Origin of the sequence: Rothia amarae (assembly GCF_014705945.2) — a bacterium.
Taxonomy (GTDB): domain Bacteria; phylum Actinomycetota; class Actinomycetes; order Actinomycetales; family Micrococcaceae; genus Rothia; species Rothia amarae.
The window spans coordinates 415,623-435,926 of sequence record NZ_CP061538.1; the positions used below are offsets into that span (position 1 = coordinate 415,623).

General features: G+C 52.3%; 18 protein-coding genes. 14 read left to right on the plus strand and 4 right to left on the minus strand.

Going from position 1 to position 20,304, the window contains the following annotated elements:
• Window positions 1-3: 3 nt before the first annotated feature.
• From IDM48_RS02010 to IDM48_RS02035, 6 genes are all read left to right on the plus strand, one after another.
• The gene (locus tag IDM48_RS02010) at window positions 4-2,049 is read left to right on the plus strand and encodes a PTS fructose transporter subunit IIABC (protein WP_068169278.1); all 2,046 of its coding nucleotides are present in this window, start codon (window positions 4-6) and stop codon (window positions 2,047-2,049) included.
• Between the two features lie 64 nt (window positions 2,050-2,113).
• Window positions 2,114-3,811, plus strand: coding sequence for a phosphoenolpyruvate--protein phosphotransferase (ptsP, locus tag IDM48_RS02015; RefSeq protein WP_145173831.1), 1,698 nt, complete (start codon window positions 2,114-2,116; stop codon window positions 3,809-3,811).
• A gap of 104 nt (window positions 3,812-3,915) precedes the next feature.
• On the plus strand, window positions 3,916-4,194 hold the full coding sequence (locus IDM48_RS02020; RefSeq protein ID WP_068169273.1) for an HPr family phosphocarrier protein: 279 nt from the start codon (window positions 3,916-3,918) through the stop codon (window positions 4,192-4,194).
• A 212-nt stretch (window positions 4,195-4,406) separates the two neighbouring features.
• Window positions 4,407-5,507, plus strand: coding sequence for a lipid II:glycine glycyltransferase FemX (locus IDM48_RS02025; protein WP_068169331.1), 1,101 nt, complete (start codon window positions 4,407-4,409; stop codon window positions 5,505-5,507).
• Window positions 5,508-5,551: 44 nt separating this feature from the next.
• Window positions 5,552-7,351 carry a threonine/serine exporter family protein gene (locus IDM48_RS02030; RefSeq protein WP_145173828.1) on the plus strand — a complete coding sequence of 600 codons (1,800 nt, stop codon included), beginning with the start codon at window positions 5,552-5,554 and terminating at the stop codon, window positions 7,349-7,351.
• Window positions 7,352-7,396: 45 nt separating this feature from the next.
• A complete protein-coding gene (locus IDM48_RS02035) occupies window positions 7,397-9,397 on the plus strand; it encodes a threonine/serine exporter family protein (RefSeq protein ID WP_190617829.1) in 2,001 nt (666 codons plus the stop codon).
• Here the strand turns inward: IDM48_RS02035 and IDM48_RS02040 are convergent.
• Window positions 9,375-10,055 carry a uracil-DNA glycosylase gene (locus IDM48_RS02040; RefSeq protein WP_145173822.1) on the minus strand — a complete coding sequence of 227 codons (681 nt, stop codon included), beginning with the start codon at window positions 10,053-10,055 and terminating at the stop codon, window positions 9,375-9,377. The two genes, IDM48_RS02035 and IDM48_RS02040, sit on opposite strands and share 23 nt — an antisense overlap.
• 50 nt (window positions 10,056-10,105) lie before the next feature.
• Here IDM48_RS02040 and IDM48_RS02045 point away from each other — a divergent pair, with 50 nt between their 5' ends.
• The 6 genes from IDM48_RS02045 to rlmC all read left to right on the plus strand — a co-directional run bounded on the left by IDM48_RS02045 (window position 10,106) and on the right by rlmC (window position 16,372).
• Window positions 10,106-10,393, plus strand: a complete 288-nt coding sequence (locus tag IDM48_RS02045; RefSeq protein WP_238398009.1) for a DUF3263 domain-containing protein — start codon at window positions 10,106-10,108, stop codon at window positions 10,391-10,393.
• A gap of 50 nt (window positions 10,394-10,443) precedes the next feature.
• Window positions 10,444-11,070 carry a LytR C-terminal domain-containing protein gene (locus IDM48_RS02050; protein WP_190617830.1) on the plus strand — a complete coding sequence of 209 codons (627 nt, stop codon included), beginning with the start codon at window positions 10,444-10,446 and terminating at the stop codon, window positions 11,068-11,070.
• Between the two features lie 286 nt (window positions 11,071-11,356).
• On the plus strand, window positions 11,357-12,985 hold the full coding sequence (gene groL, locus IDM48_RS02055; RefSeq protein ID WP_145173816.1) for a chaperonin GroEL: 1,629 nt from the start codon (window positions 11,357-11,359) through the stop codon (window positions 12,983-12,985).
• 171 nt (window positions 12,986-13,156) lie between these two features.
• Window positions 13,157-13,879 carry an MFS transporter gene (locus IDM48_RS02060; RefSeq protein ID WP_190617831.1) on the plus strand — a complete coding sequence of 241 codons (723 nt, stop codon included), beginning with the start codon at window positions 13,157-13,159 and terminating at the stop codon, window positions 13,877-13,879.
• 137 nt (window positions 13,880-14,016) lie between these two features.
• Entirely contained in the window at window positions 14,017-15,147 is a 1,131-nt protein-coding gene (locus IDM48_RS02065) for an SGNH/GDSL hydrolase family protein (RefSeq protein WP_190617832.1), read from the plus strand.
• Between the two features lie 82 nt (window positions 15,148-15,229).
• Window positions 15,230-16,372 carry a 23S rRNA (uracil(747)-C(5))-methyltransferase RlmC gene (rlmC, locus tag IDM48_RS02070; protein WP_190617833.1) on the plus strand — a complete coding sequence of 381 codons (1,143 nt, stop codon included), beginning with the start codon at window positions 15,230-15,232 and terminating at the stop codon, window positions 16,370-16,372.
• Here the strand turns inward: rlmC and IDM48_RS02075 are convergent.
• A complete protein-coding gene (locus tag IDM48_RS02075; RefSeq protein ID WP_190617834.1) occupies window positions 16,369-17,013 on the minus strand; it encodes a GNAT family N-acetyltransferase in 645 nt (214 codons plus the stop codon). The genes rlmC and IDM48_RS02075 overlap by 4 nt on opposite strands.
• 155 nt (window positions 17,014-17,168) lie before the next feature.
• On the opposite strand from IDM48_RS02075, the gene IDM48_RS02080 reads away from it, so the two are divergent.
• Window positions 17,169-17,762, plus strand: coding sequence for a TetR/AcrR family transcriptional regulator (locus IDM48_RS02080; protein WP_202939901.1), 594 nt, complete (start codon window positions 17,169-17,171; stop codon window positions 17,760-17,762).
• A 49-nt stretch (window positions 17,763-17,811) separates the two neighbouring features.
• Here IDM48_RS02080 and IDM48_RS02085 read toward each other — a convergent pair whose 3' ends face one another.
• Entirely contained in the window at window positions 17,812-18,309 is a 498-nt protein-coding gene (locus tag IDM48_RS02085) for a mycothiol transferase (protein WP_190617835.1), read from the minus strand.
• Between the two features lie 281 nt (window positions 18,310-18,590).
• Here IDM48_RS02085 and IDM48_RS02090 point away from each other — a divergent pair, with 281 nt between their 5' ends.
• Window positions 18,591-19,505, plus strand: coding sequence for an isochorismate synthase (locus tag IDM48_RS02090; RefSeq protein ID WP_238398010.1), 915 nt, complete (start codon window positions 18,591-18,593; stop codon window positions 19,503-19,505).
• On the opposite strand, the gene IDM48_RS02095 is transcribed toward IDM48_RS02090, so the two are convergent.
• Window positions 19,502-20,299 (minus strand): 4'-phosphopantetheinyl transferase family protein, encoded by a 798-nt coding sequence (locus tag IDM48_RS02095; RefSeq protein ID WP_190617836.1) that lies wholly within the window; start codon window positions 20,297-20,299, stop codon window positions 19,502-19,504. The two genes, IDM48_RS02090 and IDM48_RS02095, sit on opposite strands and share 4 nt — an antisense overlap.
• Between the last annotated feature and the right edge of the window lie 5 nt (window positions 20,300-20,304).

The window sequence follows — 20,304 nt, forward strand, 5'->3', positions numbered from 1 at the left end:
CCTATGTCTGCTGTCATTACTGCAGATCTCGTGAGCTTAGATGAAAATCTGGGCGATTCACGCTTTGATGTGATTTCCCGTCTTGCCCAGATGGTCACGCAAGCTGGCCGAGCTACTGACTTCGACACTCTCTATGCGGATGCTAAAGCGCGCGAATCAAAAACAGATACCGGTATTCCCGGTGGTATTGCGATTCCGCACTGCCGTTCAGCCGCAGTTACCGAACCTACTTTAGCGATGGCGCGTCCGCATCCTCCGATTAATTTCGGAGCGAAAGACGGTCCCGCCGACCTCATTTTCTTCATTGCTGCTCCCGATGGGGCAGATCAGGCGCATCTGAAAATTCTTTCCACGATGGCGCGTTCGCTGATGAAAAAGACCTTCACCGCGGCTCTGCGCGAGGCAAAGAGTGCTCAGGAAGTAGTTGATCTCGTCAACGGCGCTTTGGGAGTCAACGCAGACGGGTCACCAAAGACCGCAGAGTCTGCTCCTGCCGCTCAGACGAGCGCTACAGCTGCTGCTACTGCGGCATCGTCGGTTGCTGCCACGGAAAGCTCATCTTCTACCCGCAAAAAAATCGTAGCGATTACTGCTTGCCCCACCGGCATTGCACACACCTACATGGCTGCAGACGGCCTCAAATACGCCGCTGAAGAATTAGGATACGACTTCAAGGTTGAGCCCCAGGGTTCCTCCGGTGGCGACAAGCTCACTGCCGCAGATATTGAAGAAGCTGACGCCGTTGTCTTTGCTGTAGATGTGCCCGTTCGCGGTCGCGAGCGTTTTGCTGGCAAGCCCTATGTTGAAGGTCCCGTTAAACGCGGTATCGACGATCCCAAACAGATGATTGAGGACGCTCTCACGGAGGCTTCGACTCCCAATGGACGCCGCGTAGCAGCAGCTCACGGTACTTCCGCTGAAGAATCTACTTCGGATGCTGGCAAGCCCTGGGGCACTCGTATATACCAGGCGCTGATGTCCGGCGTTTCTTACATGATCCCCTTCGTTGCCGCTGGCGGTATCATCGTGGCGCTGGGTTTCATGCTCGAAGCGATTACCGTACCGAACTTGGGTGAGGTTGACCCCGCTGCGATTCTGAAGGACGCGTCCCTGTGGAACCTCGGCGATACTCCGCTGAGCCTCTACATTGGTGCAGCATTGCACACCATCGGTGGTTACGGTCTGGGACTGATGGTTCCTGCACTCGCTGCTTATATTGCTTACGGTTTGGCACAACGCCCAGGTATTGCTCCCGGTTTTATCGCCGGTTCAGTTGCTCTCCTGGTGGGCGGCGGCTTCCTCGGCGGTATCGTTGCAGGTTTGCTTGCTGGTTTGTGCGCCTACTGGCTTTCTTTGCCCAAGCTTCCACGCTGGCTTGGTTCAATGATGCCGGTGGTTATCACTCCGCTGATAGCAACTCTTTTTGCAGCCGGGCTCATGTTCTTCGTTCTGGGCGGTCCTATCGCTTGGATTATGAACGGTTTGCAGGACTGGCTGATGTCCATGTCCGGTGCTTCTGCTGTACTTCTTGGTCTGGTTCTGGGTGCCATGATGGGCTTCGATTTGGGCGGTCCTGTGAACAAGGCAGCCTACCTCTTTGCAACTGCCGGTCTTGCATCGGGAGAACTGGCTAACCAGCAGATTATGGCAGCCGTTATTATCTCCGGCATGGTTCCCCCTCTGGCTATGGCGCTGGCAACTACCGTGCGTCCTCGCCTGTTTAGCCAGCCTGAACGCGAAAACGGCAAGGCAGCCTGGTTACTCGGTGCATCCTTCATCTCTGAAGGTGCGATTCCTTTTGCAACCGCTGACCCGCTGCGTGTTATCCCTTCCTCAGTCATCGGCGCTGCTGTAGCTGGCGCTATCTCGATGGGTGCAGGAGTAGCTTCTCCCGCCCCTCACGGTGGTATCTGGGTTATTGCTTTGATGGAAAACTGGCCCATGTTCCTGGTAGCAGTTCTTGCCGGCACTGCGGTAACCGCAGTGATTTATATCGTCCTCAAAATGATGACGAGCAAAAAAGAAGAGTCTGCTAAAGCTGTTGCCTAAATACCGGTAGTATTGCAACCAATTCAATTACTCTGAGTCTTCCTACAGTAAGGAACATAAGGATATGACTACTTATAAAGGCGTTGGCGTTTATGCTGGCCGTGTGATTGGCCCTGTGCTTCAGATGCCAGAGCCAATCAAAGAGCCTAAAGCAGGTTTGAAACTTGCTGAGGGCGAGACCGTAGAGTCGGCAAGTGCCCGTATTCAATCAGCAGCTGAGTCGGTTAAAGCTGACCTTCTAGAGCGTGCTGAAAATGCTGGTCGTGACGGCAAAGCGGTTCTGAAGTCCACCTCGCAGATGGCAACTGACCGTGCGTTGCTCAAGGGCGCAAAGAAGCTCGTGGAGAAGCAGAGCATGGCTCCCGAGCGCGCTATCTGGGAGGCCGCTAGCGACTTCATGAAGCAGATGGAAGCTCTCGGCGGTTACATGGCTGAGCGCGTGACTGATATTCAGGACGTGCGTGCCCGCATCGTTGCTGAGCTAACCGGCCAGCAGGCTCCCGGCATTCCCGTAGCTAGCGAACCGTTCATCCTGGCAGCTATTGATTTGGCTCCTGCTGATACCGCTACTTTGGATCCTTCAAAGGTTATTGCTCTGATTACTTCCGATGGGGGTCCTCAGGCTCACACTGCGATTTTGGCTCGCGGGCTGGGTCTGCCTGCTGTCGTTGCAGCTAAAGGTGTTACCGAGATTGCTAATGGAACCTTGGTTTATGTTGATTCCAACGAAGGTTTGGTTGATACCGAACCTACCGAAGAGCAGAAGAGCTCTGCTGAGAAGTATGCTAACCGTCAGCCTCTCCCTGCTTTTGATGGCAAGGGTGTTTTGTCGGATGGCACTTCCATTCCTCTGTATGCTAACGTGGGCGACGGCAAATCAGCTGAAAAGGCTGCAGGTTTAAGCGCAGAGGGCGTTGGTCTTCTGCGCACCGAATTCGGCTTCCTCGGAAACGACTCTGAGCCTTCGGTAGAAACTCAGGCAGAGACTTACAAGTCTGTGTTTGATGCTTTCCCCGGTCAGCACATTGTGGTTCGTACCCTCGATGCCGGTGCTGATAAGCCCCTTCCCTTCTTGAACGTGAAGGAAGAAGAAAACCCTGCACTGGGCGTGCGTGGTTTCCGTACCGACTGGACCGTGCCCGGCGTCTTGAACCGTCAGCTAGAAGCTATTAACAAAGCTGCTGAGGGATCAGAAGCAGACATCTGGGTGATGGCTCCGATGATTTCTACCACCTCTGAAGCACGTACCTTCAGCAAGATGCTTGATGAAGCTGGCATTCAGACTAAGGGCGTTATGGTGGAAACACCTGCCGCTGCCGTCAATGCTGAAGCAATTCTCGGTGAAGTAGATTTCGTATCCATCGGTACCAATGACCTCACCCAGTACACCATGGCAGCAGATCGTCTTCTGGGCGATCTCGCGCACCTGAATAACCCTTGGCAGCCTGCAGTGCTGAAGATGATTAAGCTGACCGTTGAAGGCGCTCAGCGTGCATCTGTACTGCACGGCATCAAGAAATATGTTTCGGTATGTGGCGAGGCAGCAGCTGACCCCGCACTTGCCGTCGTTTTAGTGGGCTTGGGCGTTGACACCCTCTCCATGAATGCCGGCGCGATTGCAGCAGTATCTGCTGTTCTCAAGACCGTCACCAAGGAAAAGGCTCAGCAGATTGCAGTGAAGGCTCTGTCCCAGATTTCATCTGCAGAAGCTAAGACAGCAGCTCGCGAAGAGCTACCGATCTTGGACGAACTCGGGCTGTAATATATACCGAATTGTGATGGTTCGGTTTCGCAAATGGAACTGAACCTCTACTAGACTCAATAGTGGAAGAGACAACTTCCCGAACTCTATTCAAGGAGAAAATCATGGCAGAACGTATCGCCACCATTGCAAGCCGCGTTGGCCTGCACGCACGCCCAGCAGCTATCTTCGCTGAAGCAGCTGGCGACCTGCCCGTTGAGGTCACCATTGCAGCTGAAGGCGAGCCCGCAGACGAGGCTATGGACGCAGCTTCAATCCTCTCACTGATGTCACTCGGTGCTAAGCACGGCGACAAAGTTGTACTTCGTGCAGAAGGCGACGGCGCTGAAGAAGCTCTTGACACCTTGGTCAAGATTCTCGAAACCGATCACGACGCTGAGTAATCACTGAGCCTCACAAGGTTTAAAAGTCCCGCAACCCATCGAAGGGTTGCGGGACTTTTTCGTACCCTACTGTGGGGGGTGCCAAAGTATCTTGAGCAATTACTCACGCAACATGTGCTGTATTCATCGCGGTGACCTCGCTAGACTTAGACACCGAAGCAAAAAGTTTGAGAGCGTGGCAATCTCCGCGCATGGAAAAGAAGTTGAGGCTCTTGCGAGAATTTACAGCACGCTTTGCGACCGATGAAGAAATCAGTGCATGGGATGACCACGTTACCGCTAACCCTAATGGCGGTAACCTGCTACAGTCGGCGTCTTTCGCATCGGTGAAGGCTAAGCACGGCTGGAAGCCTCTGCACATGGTTTACGAGGGTACTACCGTTCTTAACGGGGAAGATACACCTTTCAAAAGCTATAACCTCATCCTTGAAAAATCTGTACCTGCACTAGGCAAGGTGTGGTACATGATTAAGGGACCCGACGTGAACAGCGTTGAAGAGATTCCCGCCCTCATGGATGCGAACAAGGAATTTATCGAAGCGAATAAGCTTGGCGTCTTTCTGATTAAGATTGAGCCGGATTTGATTGATAGTGAGCAGAACTCTGCTTTCTTGGCGAAAACCGGTTTGAAGAAGGCTTTCAATATTCAGCCTAATGACTCCACCGCAGTACTTGATACCGACAAGAGCGAAGAAGACGTGCTGAAGTCGCTGAGCTCCCGCGGCCGCAACGCTGTGCGTCGTTCCAAGCGCGAAGGTTGCGAAGTCGAGCGCGTGGAACTGACCGAAGAGAACATGCAGAAAATGTATGCTCTGATGGACACTGTGGGTCAGGGAAATGCCAAGGTAAACCTGCGTTCCTACGACTACTACAAAGACTTCTGGACCACCTTCGAAAAAGCGGGCCAGGGCCGTCTCTACTTCACCTACGAAGACGGCGAACCTTCGGTCGGTGCGTACGTTATTGCCTACGGCGATAAGGGAACCTATAAGGACGGCGGCTCTAAGCCCCGCCGTAAACAGTACGGTGATTCCCACCAGGTTCAGTGGACCGCTTTGACTGATTTGAAGAAGGACTTTGATATTAAGTCTTACGACTTCTGCGGTACTCCGCCTAAGTCAGAGTTGAAGAACAAGGATCACCACTACTACGGTCTGGGACTCTTCAAAACGTCCTTTACCAAGGACGTTATTGATTACGTTGGTGTATGGGATCAGGTTCTTTCACCGGCTAAGTATGAGCTGTGGACTCGTTTCGCTGAGAAGGTTCAGCGCGGACTCTGGGTACGCAAGACCGGTCAGCCTTTCTACTAAAAACTCTCCCGCTAGGGAGCTTCGTTGATGCGGAGGTGTATTGCTTGAGTAATTCTTCAGAGTTGCCTCAGCAGTACCCCTCCGCATCTGCTTTTGAGCCTGCAGAGGCGGCGCTTGGAACTTCTGCCCTTCCTCTCACGCCACAAGATTCCGAACCATCGGTGAACTTTCTTTCTCTGAGTGACAACGGGGAAGCCCCGGTGGAGAGCACCGGCATATTACCGCCGTCCTATCCTTCGGCATCGCCAGAGACTGCCCCCGCCGTGCAGCCGGTTGGCGTTTCTCGTTCTCCGAAGGGCGTGCGCTCTTCTCTGAAATCCCTGGTGAAGGCGGATATAGCGCTGAAGCAACCGGTGCGAGGAGTCGCTCGTCTTTCTCAAAAACAGTTTTCTGCACATATCGCAGAGCAGAACCGGGATCAGCGTATCCGCGAAAAAGAGGAAATCCACCAGATACTCAACTTTGCATTGCGGTTGGCAGAGGCGATGTTCCACTGTGGCGCAGATACGATTGACGTCGATTCGGCGGTGGTTTCGGTCTGCTCTGCTTATGGGTTGGACGACGTCGAAGTGGACATCACCAGCCAGTCGGTGATTATCAATTATGTTTCTGATGTTGACGTAGTCAACGATAAGACTCGCGCTATCGGTCTGGTGACGCCTGATTCACCCGGGGAGAGTGATACAGCAGCCATCGAGAACGAGCGTATTGCCTACACCGTGATGCGTGTGGTGCGTTCGTGGTCTGAAAACTATGCAGAGTTGGAAGATATTTACCGGCTCATTGGCAACATTACGCAACGCAAACTGAGCTGCTCACGAGCTCAGAAACGACTTAATTATCTGGTGAAAGCCCGTAAGCCCTATTCGCCGTTAGTGATGACTTTAGCGCACTTTATGACTGCGGCGTCGTTGACAGTAGGTATTGGTGGCTCTGCACCCGCAGCGCTTATTTCTGGAATTACATTTTCTCTGGTTCATCAGATTAATACGCTGATAGACCGAATGAAGGTGCCGGAGTTCTTTAACATGCTGGTGGGCTCATTGCTCGTTACATTGATGGGACTATACCTGGCAGACGAGCAATCTGTGTTGGCTAAAATCGGTGTGCATGTTGAAGCCCAGTTTATTGTGGCTGCGGGAATGTTCATGCTGCTACCTACCTCCCGCATGATTTCTACGGTGCAAGACGCGCTAACGGGTTTTCCTTTGACTGCGGCGGGAAAGTTTGTTTCCGCAGGACTCTCCCTGTTGGGAATAGGCATAGGTCTTTCTTCTGCGGTAGCTCTCTTGCAAGTGTTTGGGCTGGGTACTTTGCAGATTCAAGAGGCTATATTTCATCCGCTCAATAGTTTCAAGAACCTTATTTTTATGGTGCTTGCCTCGGTTTCTATCGGCGTCATTTACTACGCCCGCCGTCAAGCGCTGCTGTGGATTGTGCTGATTTCGACGTGCGGAATTTGCCTCACTAACGTCTACGTGGCGGTTTTGGGGGAGGGCGCAGGGCGCGCTTATGCGATTTTAGGCGCGGTAGTAGTAGGCATGATGAGCACCTATCTTGCTTTTAAACTTCAGGCGCCGGCATCCATGTTCTATGTGCCTTCCCTAACCTTTCTGCTCCCCGGTCTTTCAATGTTTCGCGGTCTTTATCTCTTTACCGTTCAGGGCAACCAGGGGGCAGGTCTTCCCAGCTTGCTAACAGCCGTTACCATTATTTTTGGTATGGCTGCCGGCGTGGTTTTGGGCGGTTTCATTATGCAGTATCTTCTGCAAAAATTTATGAAATCTGAGATGCTAGAAACCATGCCGCTGACCACCATGATGATGGCGGTCAAAAAACACTAGCTCGCATGGTGCAGAAAAATTGTGCAGAAAAAGGGAAAGGGGTTCATGAGCATTCCAAACAAGCAGGGACTACAGCCCACGGGGTACCCTTCAGCTTTTGACAGTTTCTCCGATGAAACCCCTGCCGCAAGTGCATTTGGTGCACCGGCAACTCTTCCCGGTGGGCTTACTCCAGATTCTGCCCAAGTTCCAGCCGCCTTCGTCCAGCAAAGCGAAGAAGAGAGTTCTGAGTCCACCGCCTTTTCAATGGATTCAGCGGAAGACCATTCTGGTTCTTCGCCGGTACTGCAGGAGGCAATGGTAGCACAGGGGCGTTCGCGCTCAATATACACGAGCGCTTTCCCTGCTATTACACCTGATCAGATTGCTGATCCGGCGCTTCGCGCGAAATTCTCTGGCGCGCCTGCTAGGTCATCTGCATCTGCAGAGACGTCGCAGAATGCGTTTGGGACGCCATCCTTAGACTCTGCCACTACATCCTTGCAGCCGACAGTCTACCCCTCGGCATCTCCTCAGACAGCGAGTATTCCGCTACCGGAATATAAACCCAAGCAAGCGGGAAACCGCTCTCGCCTCGGGCAATCGCTGCGCTCGTTTGTTAGCTCCCAACAAAACTTCACTCAACCCCTCCGCGGAGTTGCCAGTGTAGCTCAGCGCCAATTTACTCTTTCAGCCCATAAACGCCACGAGCAGTACGTTCAAGAAAAAGAACAAGCCCGCGAGGTACTTAACTTCACCGTCCGATTAGCGGAAACTATGTTCCACTTCGGCGCAGACACCCGAGATGTTGATTCAGCTATCGTGGCTATCTGTGCTTCCTATGGTTTGGATAATGTTGAGGTGAACGTGACTAACCAGTCCGTCATCGTCAACTATGTGTCTGATCCCGAGCATACGGATACTGCACAAATCGCTGTGGAAGCTAACGGAACGCGAGAGAGATTTAGCCACACGGTAGTGCGTGTGGTGCGTACTCGTTCGGAAAACTATTCTTCCCTAACGGCAATTTACGGTCTGATTCACAGCATCACCGAGAAGGGGCTTTCCCGTCATCAAGCGGAACGGCGGTTAAAGGAAATTAACCGTTCGAGAAAGCTATACTCTCCTCTGGTAATTAACTGCGCAGAGCTCTTGACGATTGGCGGTTTTACGTTGGGCTTGGGTGGTAGCTGGCGAGCTGCCTTGGCCGCGGTGGTAATTGCGGTGGTGGCTGTTACCGGTATGAGTATTGCCTCCAAAATGAGTTTGCCCAGCTTCTTCATGATGGCAATCGGCTCCGGAATCATCACTGCAGGCGCTTTGTGGGTGGGTAGCCAAGGGTCTTTAGCTCAAAATGTGGGGTTTTACGTCTCAAGTCCCCACGTTGTGGCTGGAGGGCTGTTGCTACTCTTACCTACCTCCACCATGGTGTCTTCTGCACAAGACGCTCTCACCGGCTATCCGTTGACGGCTGCGGGAAAGTTCGTGACCACTGCTCTTGATTTTCTGGGGCTAGTCGTGGGCATCGCCATGGCGCTCACGGTGATGAGTTACTTCGATGCGGCAACATTGGATGTTCAACAGGCAGTTTTTGATCCGCCTCCGATATGGCTTTCCCTGGCCGCATTAGGGGTAGGTTCTATGGCAGCGGTTGCAGTATCTCAGGGAACCGTGGCTAACATGCTATGGGTTCTAATAGTTTTTGGTGCCGGACAGATGATTTACTACGGGTTCTCCGCATTAACCCATACGGCGCCCAACACTTTCAATACTGCTTTTGCCGCGTTCGTTGTTGGCGCGTTGAGTGCTTACATCGCCTTCAAAACTCATGCGCCACAAATTTCGTTTTATGTGCCGGGTTTCCTCTTCTTGCTTCCCGGTCTATCGATTTTCCGCGGGCTGTATTCAGTGGTGATTGACCCCAGCCCAATTGCTGGCATGTCGAATCTGGTGGGTGCTTTTTCTACGATTATCGCGATGGCATCGGGAGTGGTTTTAGGGTCTTACATGGTGCACTATCTTTTGGACAAAATAGTTCGGGCAACTAAAGAGGTAGCGCCCAATTAATAGGTTGCGCTCCCTGCTGTACCAATAACTCATTCACTTTAGAGAACGGACGAGAACCAAAGAACCCTCGCGAGGCGGAAAGTGGAGAAGGATGCGCCGACTCCACGCAAGGATAGTTCGCTAGCATTTGCCGGCAATTACGAGCGTCGCGCCCCCACAATAGCCCAACCAGAGGTGTGCCGCGCTCAGCAAGAGCTTCGATGGCCCGGGTAGTGATTTTTTCCCAGCCCAGGTTACGGTGCGATCCGGCTTTTCCAGCTTCTACCGAAAGAACGCGGTTCATCAACATGACACCCTGCTCGCTCCACGCCGAAAGATCGCCGTGGGCAGGAGGCGTAATTCCCAAATCAGCATGAAGTTCTTTATAGATATTTTGGAGCGAGCGGGGGAGCGGGCGTACTTCTGGATGCACGGAAAAAGAGAGCCCCATAGCGTGACCCGGAGTGGGGTAAGGATCCTGACCGATGACCAAAACCTTCACATCGGCTAGCGGTGCTTGAAAAGCATTGAAAATATCTTGTGCCGGGGGTAGCGTGACCCGTTGCGCTATGTGTTCTTCGCGAAGAAAATTTCCCATAGCGCGAATATTGGATTCGACCGGAGCTAAAGCTTCTGCCCAGTCTGCTGCCATAATTTGATCGAGCGGTTGAGCGGGCATGGTTACTCCTTAAGGGCACATGAAAAATTAATCTGTTTTAAGATTAGGCTATGAATACTAACCGAGGGGAGGGCACAGAGCATATGGTAGATCTTGGCGCGTCATCGAGCGATGAAAATCAAGCAGGGGCGGAACTCACTGATACCGAACGGTCCATCCTGGCGTTAGAGAAACGACGGTGGAAATACCCCGGTGCCAAAGAACAGGCTATTCTGGCAGAACTTAACCTGGGGCCTATTGCTTATTATCAGAAACTTAATGTACTCATTGATGACCCCCGCGCTATCCGTATCGAGCCCGCACTCACCCGCCGTCTGCGTGAGCACCGCGACTCCTAGACCTGCTGTGTACCCTAGAGAGTAGCAAGATTGACAACGAAAGATTCCCAGTGAACTCATACCCCCGTGACGAATTCGATGACGTTCCCGAAGACTCAGCCCGCCGTGGAGCCTACCGCGGGCAACAAATCGATCAATCCACTTCCCGTGGGGGAACGATTGCCATACTATGCGTGGGTATTTTAGGGCTTCTTCTTGGAGCTGTGATGTTCGTGGTGCAGCCGCGTACACTTGCCCCCGATGCTCCCAATAACGTTTCGGCGGCAGTGAGCGCCCCTGCTTCGGGCAGCTCCAACGAAAGCCAACAAACGCCTAAAGACCCTTCAGAAATAAACGTGAAAATCTACAATGCGGGCACCTATCCCGGGGCAGCTTCTGAAGTTGAACGCGAAATGAAAAAAGCCGGCTATAACGTCACGGGTACATCGAACTGGAAGGGCGAGAGCATCCCCTATTCCATGGTTTACTACGCCAACGGGTTCATTGCAGAAGCTAACACCGTGGCAGATGGTTTGGGTTTCTCTTACTTTGAGGAACAAAAGGACGCGCCTGCCGATATTTCGGTAGTTTTGGGACCAGATTTTGCTGGAATCCCCGAAGGAAGCTTTCAAGAAAATGTGGCTGCTCAAGAAACCGCCACGGCGTCGGCAACTGCAAGCGAGACTCCGGCACCCTAGTGCTGGGGGAGGCAGGGGAAGCTCTGTGCGCTCACGGCGATTAAGCAGGGGTAGGGGGTGAGAATGTTTGCGCTCGCTCGCTTCAAGTGTCAAGATTGAATTAGCACTCGAGGAGTCTAACTGCTAAATCGTAGTGCTAGGTGTAGCAGTTTCCTCGGGAAATAATTTTGCTTTCAGTAGGTGAGGCGCAACTGGCTCGTGAAGAGCGCGAGTGCGGGGCGTCGTCCGTCGCGGGCACCGCTGAGAGAGGTAAGAATTCTCTTAGTCCAGGAGGGATTAAGTAAAAATGGCAAAGCTTATTGCATTTGATGAAGAAGCACGCCGCGGTCTAGAAAAGGGTCTCAACACCCTTGCAGACGCCGTGAAAGTAACCCTTGGCCCTCGCGGTCGCAACGTTGTTTTGGAGAAGGCATGGGGCGCTCCCACCATCACCAACGACGGCGTATCTATCGCTAAGGAAATCGAACTCGAAGATCCTTACGAGAAGATTGGCGCAGAGCTCGTCAAGGAAGTTGCTAAGAAGACTGACGACGTCGCTGGCGACGGCACCACCACCGCAACTGTTTTGGCTCAGGCACTCGTTCGCGAGGGTCTGCGTAACGTGGCAGCTGGTGCTGATCCTCTTTCCCTTAAGCGCGGTATTGAGAAGGCTGTAGAGGCTGTTACCGCTGAGCTTCTTTCTTCCGCTAAGGAAGTTGAAACTGAAGAAGAGATCGCAGCAACCGCATCTATCTCCGCTGGCGATAAGGAAATCGGTAAGCTCATTGCTGAGGCAATGGAGAAGGTCGGTAAAGAAGGCGTTATCACCGTTGAGGAGTCCAACACCTTCGGTCTTGAGCTCGAACTCACCGAGGGTATGCGCTTCGACAAGGGCTTCCTTTCCGGTTACTTCGTCACCGATCCTGACCGCCAGGAAGCAGTTCTTGAAGATCCCTACATCTTGATTGTGAACTCCAAGATTTCCAACGTGAAGGATCTTGTTCCTGTTCTTGAGAAGGTCATGCAGTCGGGCAAGCCCCTGTTGATTGTTGCTGAGGACATCGAGGGCGAAGCACTTGCACTGCTCGTGCTCAATAAGATGCGCGGTTCCATCAAGTCGGTTGCTGTAAAGGCTCCCGGCTTCGGAGACCGCCGCAAGGCTCAGATGGCTGATATCGCTATCCTCACCGGTGGCCAGGTTATTACCGAAGAAGTTGGTCTGTCTTTGGATCAGGCAACCATCGATTTGCTGGGTACCGCCCGCAAGGTTGTTGTGACTAAGGACGAAACCACCATCATCGAAGGTGCAGGCGATCAGGCTGCTATCGAGGGTCGTGTAGCTCAGATTCGCGGCGAAATCGCGAACTCTGATTCTGATTACGACCGTGAGAAGCTCCAGGAGCGTTTGGCTAAGCTGGCTGGCGGCGTCGCAGTTCTTAAGGCAGGTGCTGCAACTGAGGTTGAACTCAAGGAACGCAAGCACCGTATTGAGGACGCCGTTCGTAACGCAAAGGCAGCTGTTGAAGAGGGCATCGTAGCCGGCGGTGGCGTTGCTTTGATTCAGGCTGGTGTGAAGGCTCTGGATTCTCTCGAGCTGAGCGGCGACGAGGCAACTGGCGCAAACATCGTCAAGGTTGCTATCGACGCTCCTTTGAAGCAGATTGCTCAGAACGCTGGTCTTGAGCCCGGTGTTGTTGTTGATAAGGTTCGCGGTCTGCCTGCAGGTACCGGCTTGAACGCTGCTACCGGCGAGTACGAAGATCTCATGGCTGTAGGCATCAACGATCCTGTGAAGGTAACCCGTTCGGCTCTGCAGAACGCAGCTTCCATCGCTGGTCTGTTCTTGACCACCGAGGCTGTTGTTGCTGACAAGCCTGAGCCTGCCGGCGCTAACCCCGCTGCAGGTATGGATCCCGGCATGGGCGGAATGATGTAATCGAGTTATTCTCGGCAAGAAGAGACCAGCGAGTTTTTCTCGCTGGTTTCTTTTGTTAAAGGTGGGGTCTATAGCCGGGTGTACACTCAAAGCCGGAATATTGCGCAAATTTTATGGGGGTAACGTACCGGTGCAATCGAGTGCAACACCATCTAGACCGCAAGCCTGGTTATGGACTCTGGTGACTTTTGCGTTTCTTTTGCAAACGGCGTTGTATGCGCAGGCGCAGCTGTCATGGCGCTGGCGCCCAGCATTATCGGTGTGGGACTAGCCAGTGTCTTATTAGGTTTTGGGCATCTTATATTTGTGATTGCCTCGCAAGCTTCGGTGCCTCGGTACTCTACTGACGCGACGCTGGACAAAGGGTTTGGGTGGCAGACTGCGGGAATTTCCGCCGGTCAGCTCCTGGGGCCGCTTTTGGGCGGGCTGATTCTGGGCAACAGCAGCGGCGACGAGCGAATGCACCTTATTAATATTTCGCTGTGGGTGGGCGCGGCGTTTGCACTGATTTCTATACCGCTCATGCTCGGGCCGGTGCGTGCGTCGTTACTGGTGAGCGCCATCGTGATTGCGCTGGTTCCATTGACCTTAGAGAATCTCTGGATTTCTGTTCTATCTATGGTGGTCGGTGGTTTCTTTGTAGGAATCGCCCAGCCGCTAACCATGACCATGATTATCAAAGAGGTGCCGGTCAGCTGGCGTTCGCCTGCGCTGGCGGTGCGACTTACTGGAAATCGTTTGGGGCAGGTCTGTATTCCGCTTATTGCCGGTGCTGTAGCAGCACCTTTAGGGCCTGCGGGAGCCATCTGGTTCTGCTGTGTTCTGATCGGAATCTCGGGGGTAGAAAAGTCCGCTCGCTACGCCAAAACGGGTCCCACTGCCGCCGATCGCTGAATCACCCTCAATTTTTTCAGAACTTTAGACTACTTCTTGGGGTTTGCTAGGCGAAACGGGTTTTGAATTGTCTCGATACGGTTACACTTTCATGTAATCGCACCTCACATTTCGCTTATCTACAACTGGAGACAATCTTGAAAAACTCATTCCGCTCCCTTTTAGGTGGTGCTGCAACTTTGGCACTGGTTGGAGCTTCGGTACCCGCATACGCAACTACCACAGGTACTACTGGCGATCCTGTCTCTGATACCTGCATCATTAATGGGCCAAAAGCTGAGCACCAGACAGATCAGTCCTGCGTTGCCCTGAAAAAGTTCGCTGAAGAAAACGGCATGGGTAAAGCAGACGGTGCGGGTACTGCACAGGAACCCGGCGTAACGAACGTTTATCGTCTGAGCACTTATCTGTTCTCCCAGCACTTTGAAAAGGGCTGGCTGGTGTACTCCATGGACACCGGTGCGGTGCATCCGATGAGCGATGAAGTTTATGATTTCTGGACCAATCCCCAGAACAGTGATTTTAGCCGCGAGATTTTCCGCATTGGCCTTCCCGTTGATTACCGCATGGATTTGTCGAAAGACCCCGCTCATCCAGGCTCTGGAATCACTACTGTTTTTGATAACGGTATGAATGATCACCGGTTCTATCTTCGATTCGATCCTGTCAAGAACCGCGTGATGGACTATGCTGAGAATTTTTCAGGTAAGGGTCTCAGCTGGTCTGACTCAATTACTATTGATGGTCCGTTCCCCAGCCACGCAGATTTAGTCTCTACGGGTCTCAAAGACGCAGGATACGAACCTCACGACGCGGGATATATTGAGACTTCTCTGGCATCATTCCCTTCATTCAATAATCTGGCGTCTTTGATGGAAAAACATCTGATTGCGCTTCCTGAAGGAACCCCTTGGGTTGTGAATGTGGAAACTACTCAGCTGGATGCAACTAGCAAAGCAGACCGGGAAGATACGCTGGAGAACGCACGATTTTTGGCGCAACAGCTACACCAGGTTTACCCTAATTCTCATATCGTCTTCCACGGTGTACTGACCGCTGACGATGAGACAGAGATTAACACTTTCAACGCTCAGATGAACCAGGCAGTTACTGAAGAGGGCACAAGCTTCGTAGATACCAGTGGCTGGGTTACTCGTTATAACCTCAAGCCTTATATGCAGAGTGATAGCCACATTTTGAACGAAACGGGTGTGCAGAAAGTCTCTTACCAGATGAAGTGGGCAATTCGCCACGCTATCGGGCAGTAATAAATAGCGGTTCCATATCTGGCTTGAAGAGCATTGCACGGCGCCGTCGTCCCCACCCCTTTCGGGTAGGATGGGGTGCGCTATGCAATGCTCTTATTTTGATGCCCACCTGTGCCGCTCCTGTTCAGCTATGGGCGTGCCCTACGCTCAGCAACTTCAGGCGAAAGACGAGGACGCCCGCGCGCTTCTTCAGCCAGATGACTCAGTAAACTGGTTGGCTCCTCAATCGTCGGAGGAAAGCAAATTTCGAAATAAGGCAAAAATTGTAATCGCAGGAAGTGCGCAGAACCCAACCTTAGGGATCGTGACACGGGACGGGCAAGGCATTGACCTCTCGGGCTGCGGTCTATATGATCCAACGATTTCTGCCATGATGCCGGTCCTACGAGATCTTATTACGCGGGCGAAACTAACGCCTTACAACATTGCCACCCGCAAAGGTGAGCTAAAAAATATCCTGGTGACAGTGTCATCCTCCGGTGAGTCCATGATTCGTTTTGTAATACGTTCCAAAAAGTTACTCGTGGCCATCCGTGCTGAAATTCCGTGGCTTCAACAGGAAATTACAGGGCTCAAAGTAGTGACTGTGAATCTCCTCCGTGATCCTGTGGCGCTGGTTGAAGGAACCGAAGAGATTATTCTGACGGAGCAGCAGACTTTGCCCATGCAACTAGATCAGCTCACCCTCCACCTTCGTCCGCAAAGTTTCTTTCAGACCAATACGGCTATTGCCAATGCCCTCTATCGGCAGGGACAAGAATGGATTGAGGAAGTTCAACCTGCAAGCGTGTGGGATCTTTACTGTGGCGTGGGCGGATTTGGGCTACATGCTGCGCTCGCATCAACTGCTCAGGTCACCGGAGTAGAACTGAGCGCGGAGGCTATTGAGAGCGGACGGCGAACCGCCCAGGATCTTGGCATACGTACTATTAATTTTCATGCTGAGGACGCCACGGCATTCGCTCTCAGTACCAGAGACGACTACCCCGACGTCCTCGTTGTGAATCCGCCGAGGAGGGGCATCGGTAAGGAGTTGACCGACTGGATTGAAAATTCCTCTATCAAAACGGTCATTTATTCCAGCTGCAACGCCCGCTCCCTTGCTCGTGACATGGAGCGTATGCCTTCTTACTGTTTGCGCGCGGCGAGGGTCTTAGATATGTTTCCCCAGACCTCTCATTATGAGGTTATTACGCTACTTCAGCGCGACGTAGAGCCCCGTTAGGAAGAAGGCACTGCGTTTCTACAGGCCGGATCATCTTTGAGTAGGTCTTTTTCGAGAACGTAGTAGGAGGACGCATCTGCCCGACGAGCGAAGCGGCTCAGAATCGGCCATTTAACTTTTTCTTTGCTCTTGGTGACAAAACCAAGTTGGTGGTAGAAAGCCAGCATCTTCTGGTAGTGCTCGGGTAACTCGACGACCAACTGAGTCTTTCCTAGCTCACCCGCTAGTTGCGAGGCGTCACGAACCATTTGACTGCCAATGCCCTGCCCCTGAAAATCTGGGGAGACGACGAGTGCCTCAATGTGGAATGTCTCCGGCGTCAGCTTAATCTCCGCTCTTTTGTAGCAAATAAAAGCAAGCCATTTTCGGAAACTTGAAAAGACGCCAAAATGTCGAGTAAAAAAGCGGAAAGTGAAGTTCAATGCGTGGGGGAAATCCTGGGTCTCAAAGAGCGCTACGCCAACGAGTTTTCCTTGTCGAGTTACCAGAAGAAGATTATCTTCGCTGATTCCTTCTGCGATAAGGGCTACACATGCTTGTGAATCCGAGGAATGTAGCCACAGATGATGTACTTTACTCATGTGAGTTTGATAAATGAGTTGGGCGATATCGAGGCGAGTATCGGGTGTGAGGCTGTTCATAAAGTACTCTCGGAATAAGATGAATAAAAGGTATCTACTAGTCAGAGTAGAAAAATTTGTTTCATTAAAGCAATAAACATTTGCCGTTGAGACCGTGGAATACGCAACAGAAAAGGGGTAGTATGTCCCCTAAATAGTTAGCAAGGGAGAACTCTTTGAGAGCTCGCAATCATGCGGATCGCCGTGTTCGGAAAACACAGAATGCTTTGTATCTAGCCCTCGCGGAAATAATGCGAGAAAAAAATCTTTCGTCCATCACCGTCAGTGAACTTGCGGAAAAAGCGGATATTCACCGAGCCACTTTTTACTCTCATTACACTGACATCGATGAACTTTTCGAACAAATCCAAAAAAATACTTTTTACGAAATAGAGCAAATTTTCGCTCCCGATCCAGTTCTAGGCAAAAATATGAATTCCGATGAAATCTTCGGAAAACTCATTGCTTTTGTCTATGAAAATAAAGAAGTTCTTCGCATGTTTTTAGTGGAAGCTAACGCACGCGTCTTCTACCAAAAGCTGGGCGAAATCGTTGAAGAGATGTACCTCGATATCTTCTGGCAAGAAGTTAAGAACCTTAAAACAGAAGAAAACATTAAGTTCCTCGCCAAATACCACATCCAAGGTTGCCTGGCAGTTATCAGCGCCTGGGCAGAAGACGATTACCGGGAGTCCCCCGAGAAAATCGGATCCACCCTTGCCAAGATCGATGCCCACTACGACCGCTTCATGTTTAGCCTCTTCGTCTAAATAAGAATGAAATCGTAGTGAGCAACGCTCAACAAAAACAACGAACGATTTACAGCTGCCCGGCAGCGTAGGCTACCTGACCTGCGTGCTGGGCAGCGTCGTCAATCATGGATACCAGCCGCGCACCGCGGGTTACCGGCGGATCCCAGCGAGTATCAATGACCTCATCCAAATCTTCGGGCGAAAGACTGCTTACATAATCTACGTAAGCAGCTTCGGCCGCCTTGACGTACTCCACCAGTAGCTCTTTATCTTCAATGACGAGCGAACGGGCCTCTTCGGAGCTATGGCCGTAGCCCACTGAATCACCGATCTCACCAAGGTTAAAGCGTTCGCGGAACCCTTGGGTTTTCCAGACTTCCTGACCCCCAAGATGCTCTACCTGCACGTCAATCTCTCTTCCAATATGCCAAACCAGCCATGCAATCGAATTATCGTGCCCTGCGGGGTGTGCATTCAACTGTTCGGCTGAGAGACCTTCTAACGCGCGGGTAATTGCTGCTGTAGGACGGGAGATAGCATCGGTTAATAAATCTGCTACATTCATTGTTTTCTCCTTGATGTAAGTAGGGATACTTTCACTTTATCTTTGAGCAAGAATAATTCAAGAGTAAAATAACGCTTTGAACCTAGCGTTGACGAAAGAAGAAGACCCTGCGCACCCCCGACTTCTCTGAGTTTCTATTTACTCGAAACGACCGTACGCTCACCGTCTCTGGTGAGCTTTTTCGCGTATGCGAAGAGAACGCCTTAGAGATCGCGCAACGTCAAGGAACCGGCGTCGTCGGACTTGTACCTTTCGACCCGCAGGCACAGCCTTACCTCGTGGTGCCAGAACGGTGGGAGAAAACACCTACGCCCCAGCGCCCCGTGCATAAGTTGCCCCAGCCCTCTTCGCTGGAGGGTATAGATAACCCCGGCTACAGACAGGCGGTGGCAACCGCCGTCCAAAAGCTCAACGACGGTGAATTGGACAAAGTAGTGCTAGCCCGCTTACTACATGCTAAGTATGAGGGGCAAACACTGGACCCCGAGACGGTTTACACTAATCTTCTAGCTCAGCAGCCCCGCGCATTCGTTTTCTCCGCTAAGCTCCCCGGGAGCGATCGCTACCTTATGGGGGCTTCCCCCGAGCTTGTCTTTCACAGCGAAGAGGGGGCATTCACAACTCACCCTCTCGCGGGCACGGTCTCCCGCACTGCCCTTGCAGGAAGCACTGATGACGCTCAGCTCGGGGAGGCACTTCTCCGTTCCGCTAAAGACCGGGCAGAGCACGCTACGGTGGTCGACGATATCCGTCACCGGCTAGAATCTCTCACCGAAGAACTTCACGTACCTGCCGTTCCTTCGCTGATGGCTACCCCGCAATTGTGGCACTTGGGAACTAAAATTTGGGGAAAATTACGCCCGGGCATGAGCTCCTTGGACGGGGCACGCGCTATCCACCCCACCCCGGCAATTTGCGGATTTCCAACAGAGTCTGCTCTCGACCTCATCCAGCAACTAGAAAATTTCAATCGCGGTTTCTTCGGTGGCCTGGTGGGCTGGATGGACGCGCAGGGCAACGGCGAATGGGCACTCGTACTTCGATGCGCCGAAGTCAGCGAAACTCAGGCTACGCTTTTTGCTGGAGCAGGAATCGTTGAGGGGTCAACACCTGAAAGTGAGCATGCTGAAACCGCTAACAAGCTTGGCTCTTTTGGCAAAGCACTAGGAATCGATACCACCGCCATCGCTCTCTAACGAGGTTCTAACACTCGCTTTATTTCCACAGGGGTAGTAACTGCGTGGAGAGAAACAGGGCGGGGACGGTCCAAAGCCACTGCAATAAAATATTCTCCCTGTACCAACCAGGTGAGATGAAATAGCTTGTTTTCCACTTCGCTCCGCTCAAAAACAGCCGTAGTAGTGAAACCCGAGACTTCATCAATCGAACGGGGAAAATCGTCCATCGAACAGCGCACACTGTTTAAGCCTGCCGGTAAACCTGCGCCGACTGCTTTGAGTACCGCTTGCTTGCCGGTCCAGAGCATCAACCGAATCATCTGCGCGGTTTCTTGAGGCTCCCCTTTAAGTGCTGCCGTTTCCTCTTGAGTGAGCGAGATCCGGTCGTAAGTATCAAAAAAACTACCGCGCAACCGCTCGACGTCCACCCCCAACTGGGTGGCGTCTTCGAGCGCCATATCTTCAGCGATGAAAACCCCCACCGCTAGACCGGGAGTGCGCGCCATATTAAAATTAATACCCTCTATACGAGGCTTTCCGTGTTCTCCACCTGCCGTACACAAAAGGCACGAGCGGTGAACGGGAATTTCTGCCGCTTGCGTAGGGCGCACACCTAAAGCTGTAGCGGCAATAACTCTCATCAGCGAGTGCTGTGCTGCAAAATGTAACGCATCATCTGCTTGACGGAATTCGGCTGCTTGCATCTGTTCAGCTAACCCTACATACGAAAGCCAGGTAATCCCGTGCCCTGAACGCAGTATGCTGGTGGGAACCGCAAAGAGGTAGGCCGTAGTAGCTGAATCAGAACTCATAGTTG

What these genes read in the sequence shown, in the direction of transcription:
- IDM48_RS02035 (WP_190617829.1), top strand. Translation starts at nt 7,397, where the DNA reads ATGAGCATTCCAAACAAGCAGGGACTACAGCCCACGGGGTACCCTTCA.
- IDM48_RS02010 (WP_068169278.1), top strand. Translation starts at nt 4, where the DNA reads ATGTCTGCTGTCATTACTGCAGATCTCGTGAGCTTAGATGAAAATCTG.
- IDM48_RS02075 (WP_190617834.1), bottom strand. Translation starts at nt 17,013, where the DNA reads ATGAACAGCCTCACACCCGATACTCGCCTCGATATCGCCCAACTCATT.
- ptsP (WP_145173831.1), top strand. Translation starts at nt 2,114, where the DNA reads ATGACTACTTATAAAGGCGTTGGCGTTTATGCTGGCCGTGTGATTGGC.
- groL (WP_145173816.1), top strand. Translation starts at nt 11,357, where the DNA reads ATGGCAAAGCTTATTGCATTTGATGAAGAAGCACGCCGCGGTCTAGAA.
- IDM48_RS02020 (WP_068169273.1), top strand. Translation starts at nt 3,916, where the DNA reads ATGGCAGAACGTATCGCCACCATTGCAAGCCGCGTTGGCCTGCACGCA.
- IDM48_RS02060 (WP_190617831.1), top strand. Translation starts at nt 13,157, where the DNA reads ATGGACTCTGGTGACTTTTGCGTTTCTTTTGCAAACGGCGTTGTATGC.
- IDM48_RS02095 (WP_190617836.1), bottom strand. Translation starts at nt 20,299, where the DNA reads ATGAGTTCTGATTCAGCTACTACGGCCTACCTCTTTGCGGTTCCCACC.
- IDM48_RS02045 (WP_238398009.1), top strand. Translation starts at nt 10,106, where the DNA reads ATGAATACTAACCGAGGGGAGGGCACAGAGCATATGGTAGATCTTGGC.
- IDM48_RS02040 (WP_145173822.1), bottom strand. Translation starts at nt 10,055, where the DNA reads ATGCCCGCTCAACCGCTCGATCAAATTATGGCAGCAGACTGGGCAGAA.
- rlmC (WP_190617833.1), top strand. Translation starts at nt 15,230, where the DNA reads ATGCAATGCTCTTATTTTGATGCCCACCTGTGCCGCTCCTGTTCAGCT.
- IDM48_RS02085 (WP_190617835.1), bottom strand. Translation starts at nt 18,309, where the DNA reads ATGAATGTAGCAGATTTATTAACCGATGCTATCTCCCGTCCTACAGCA.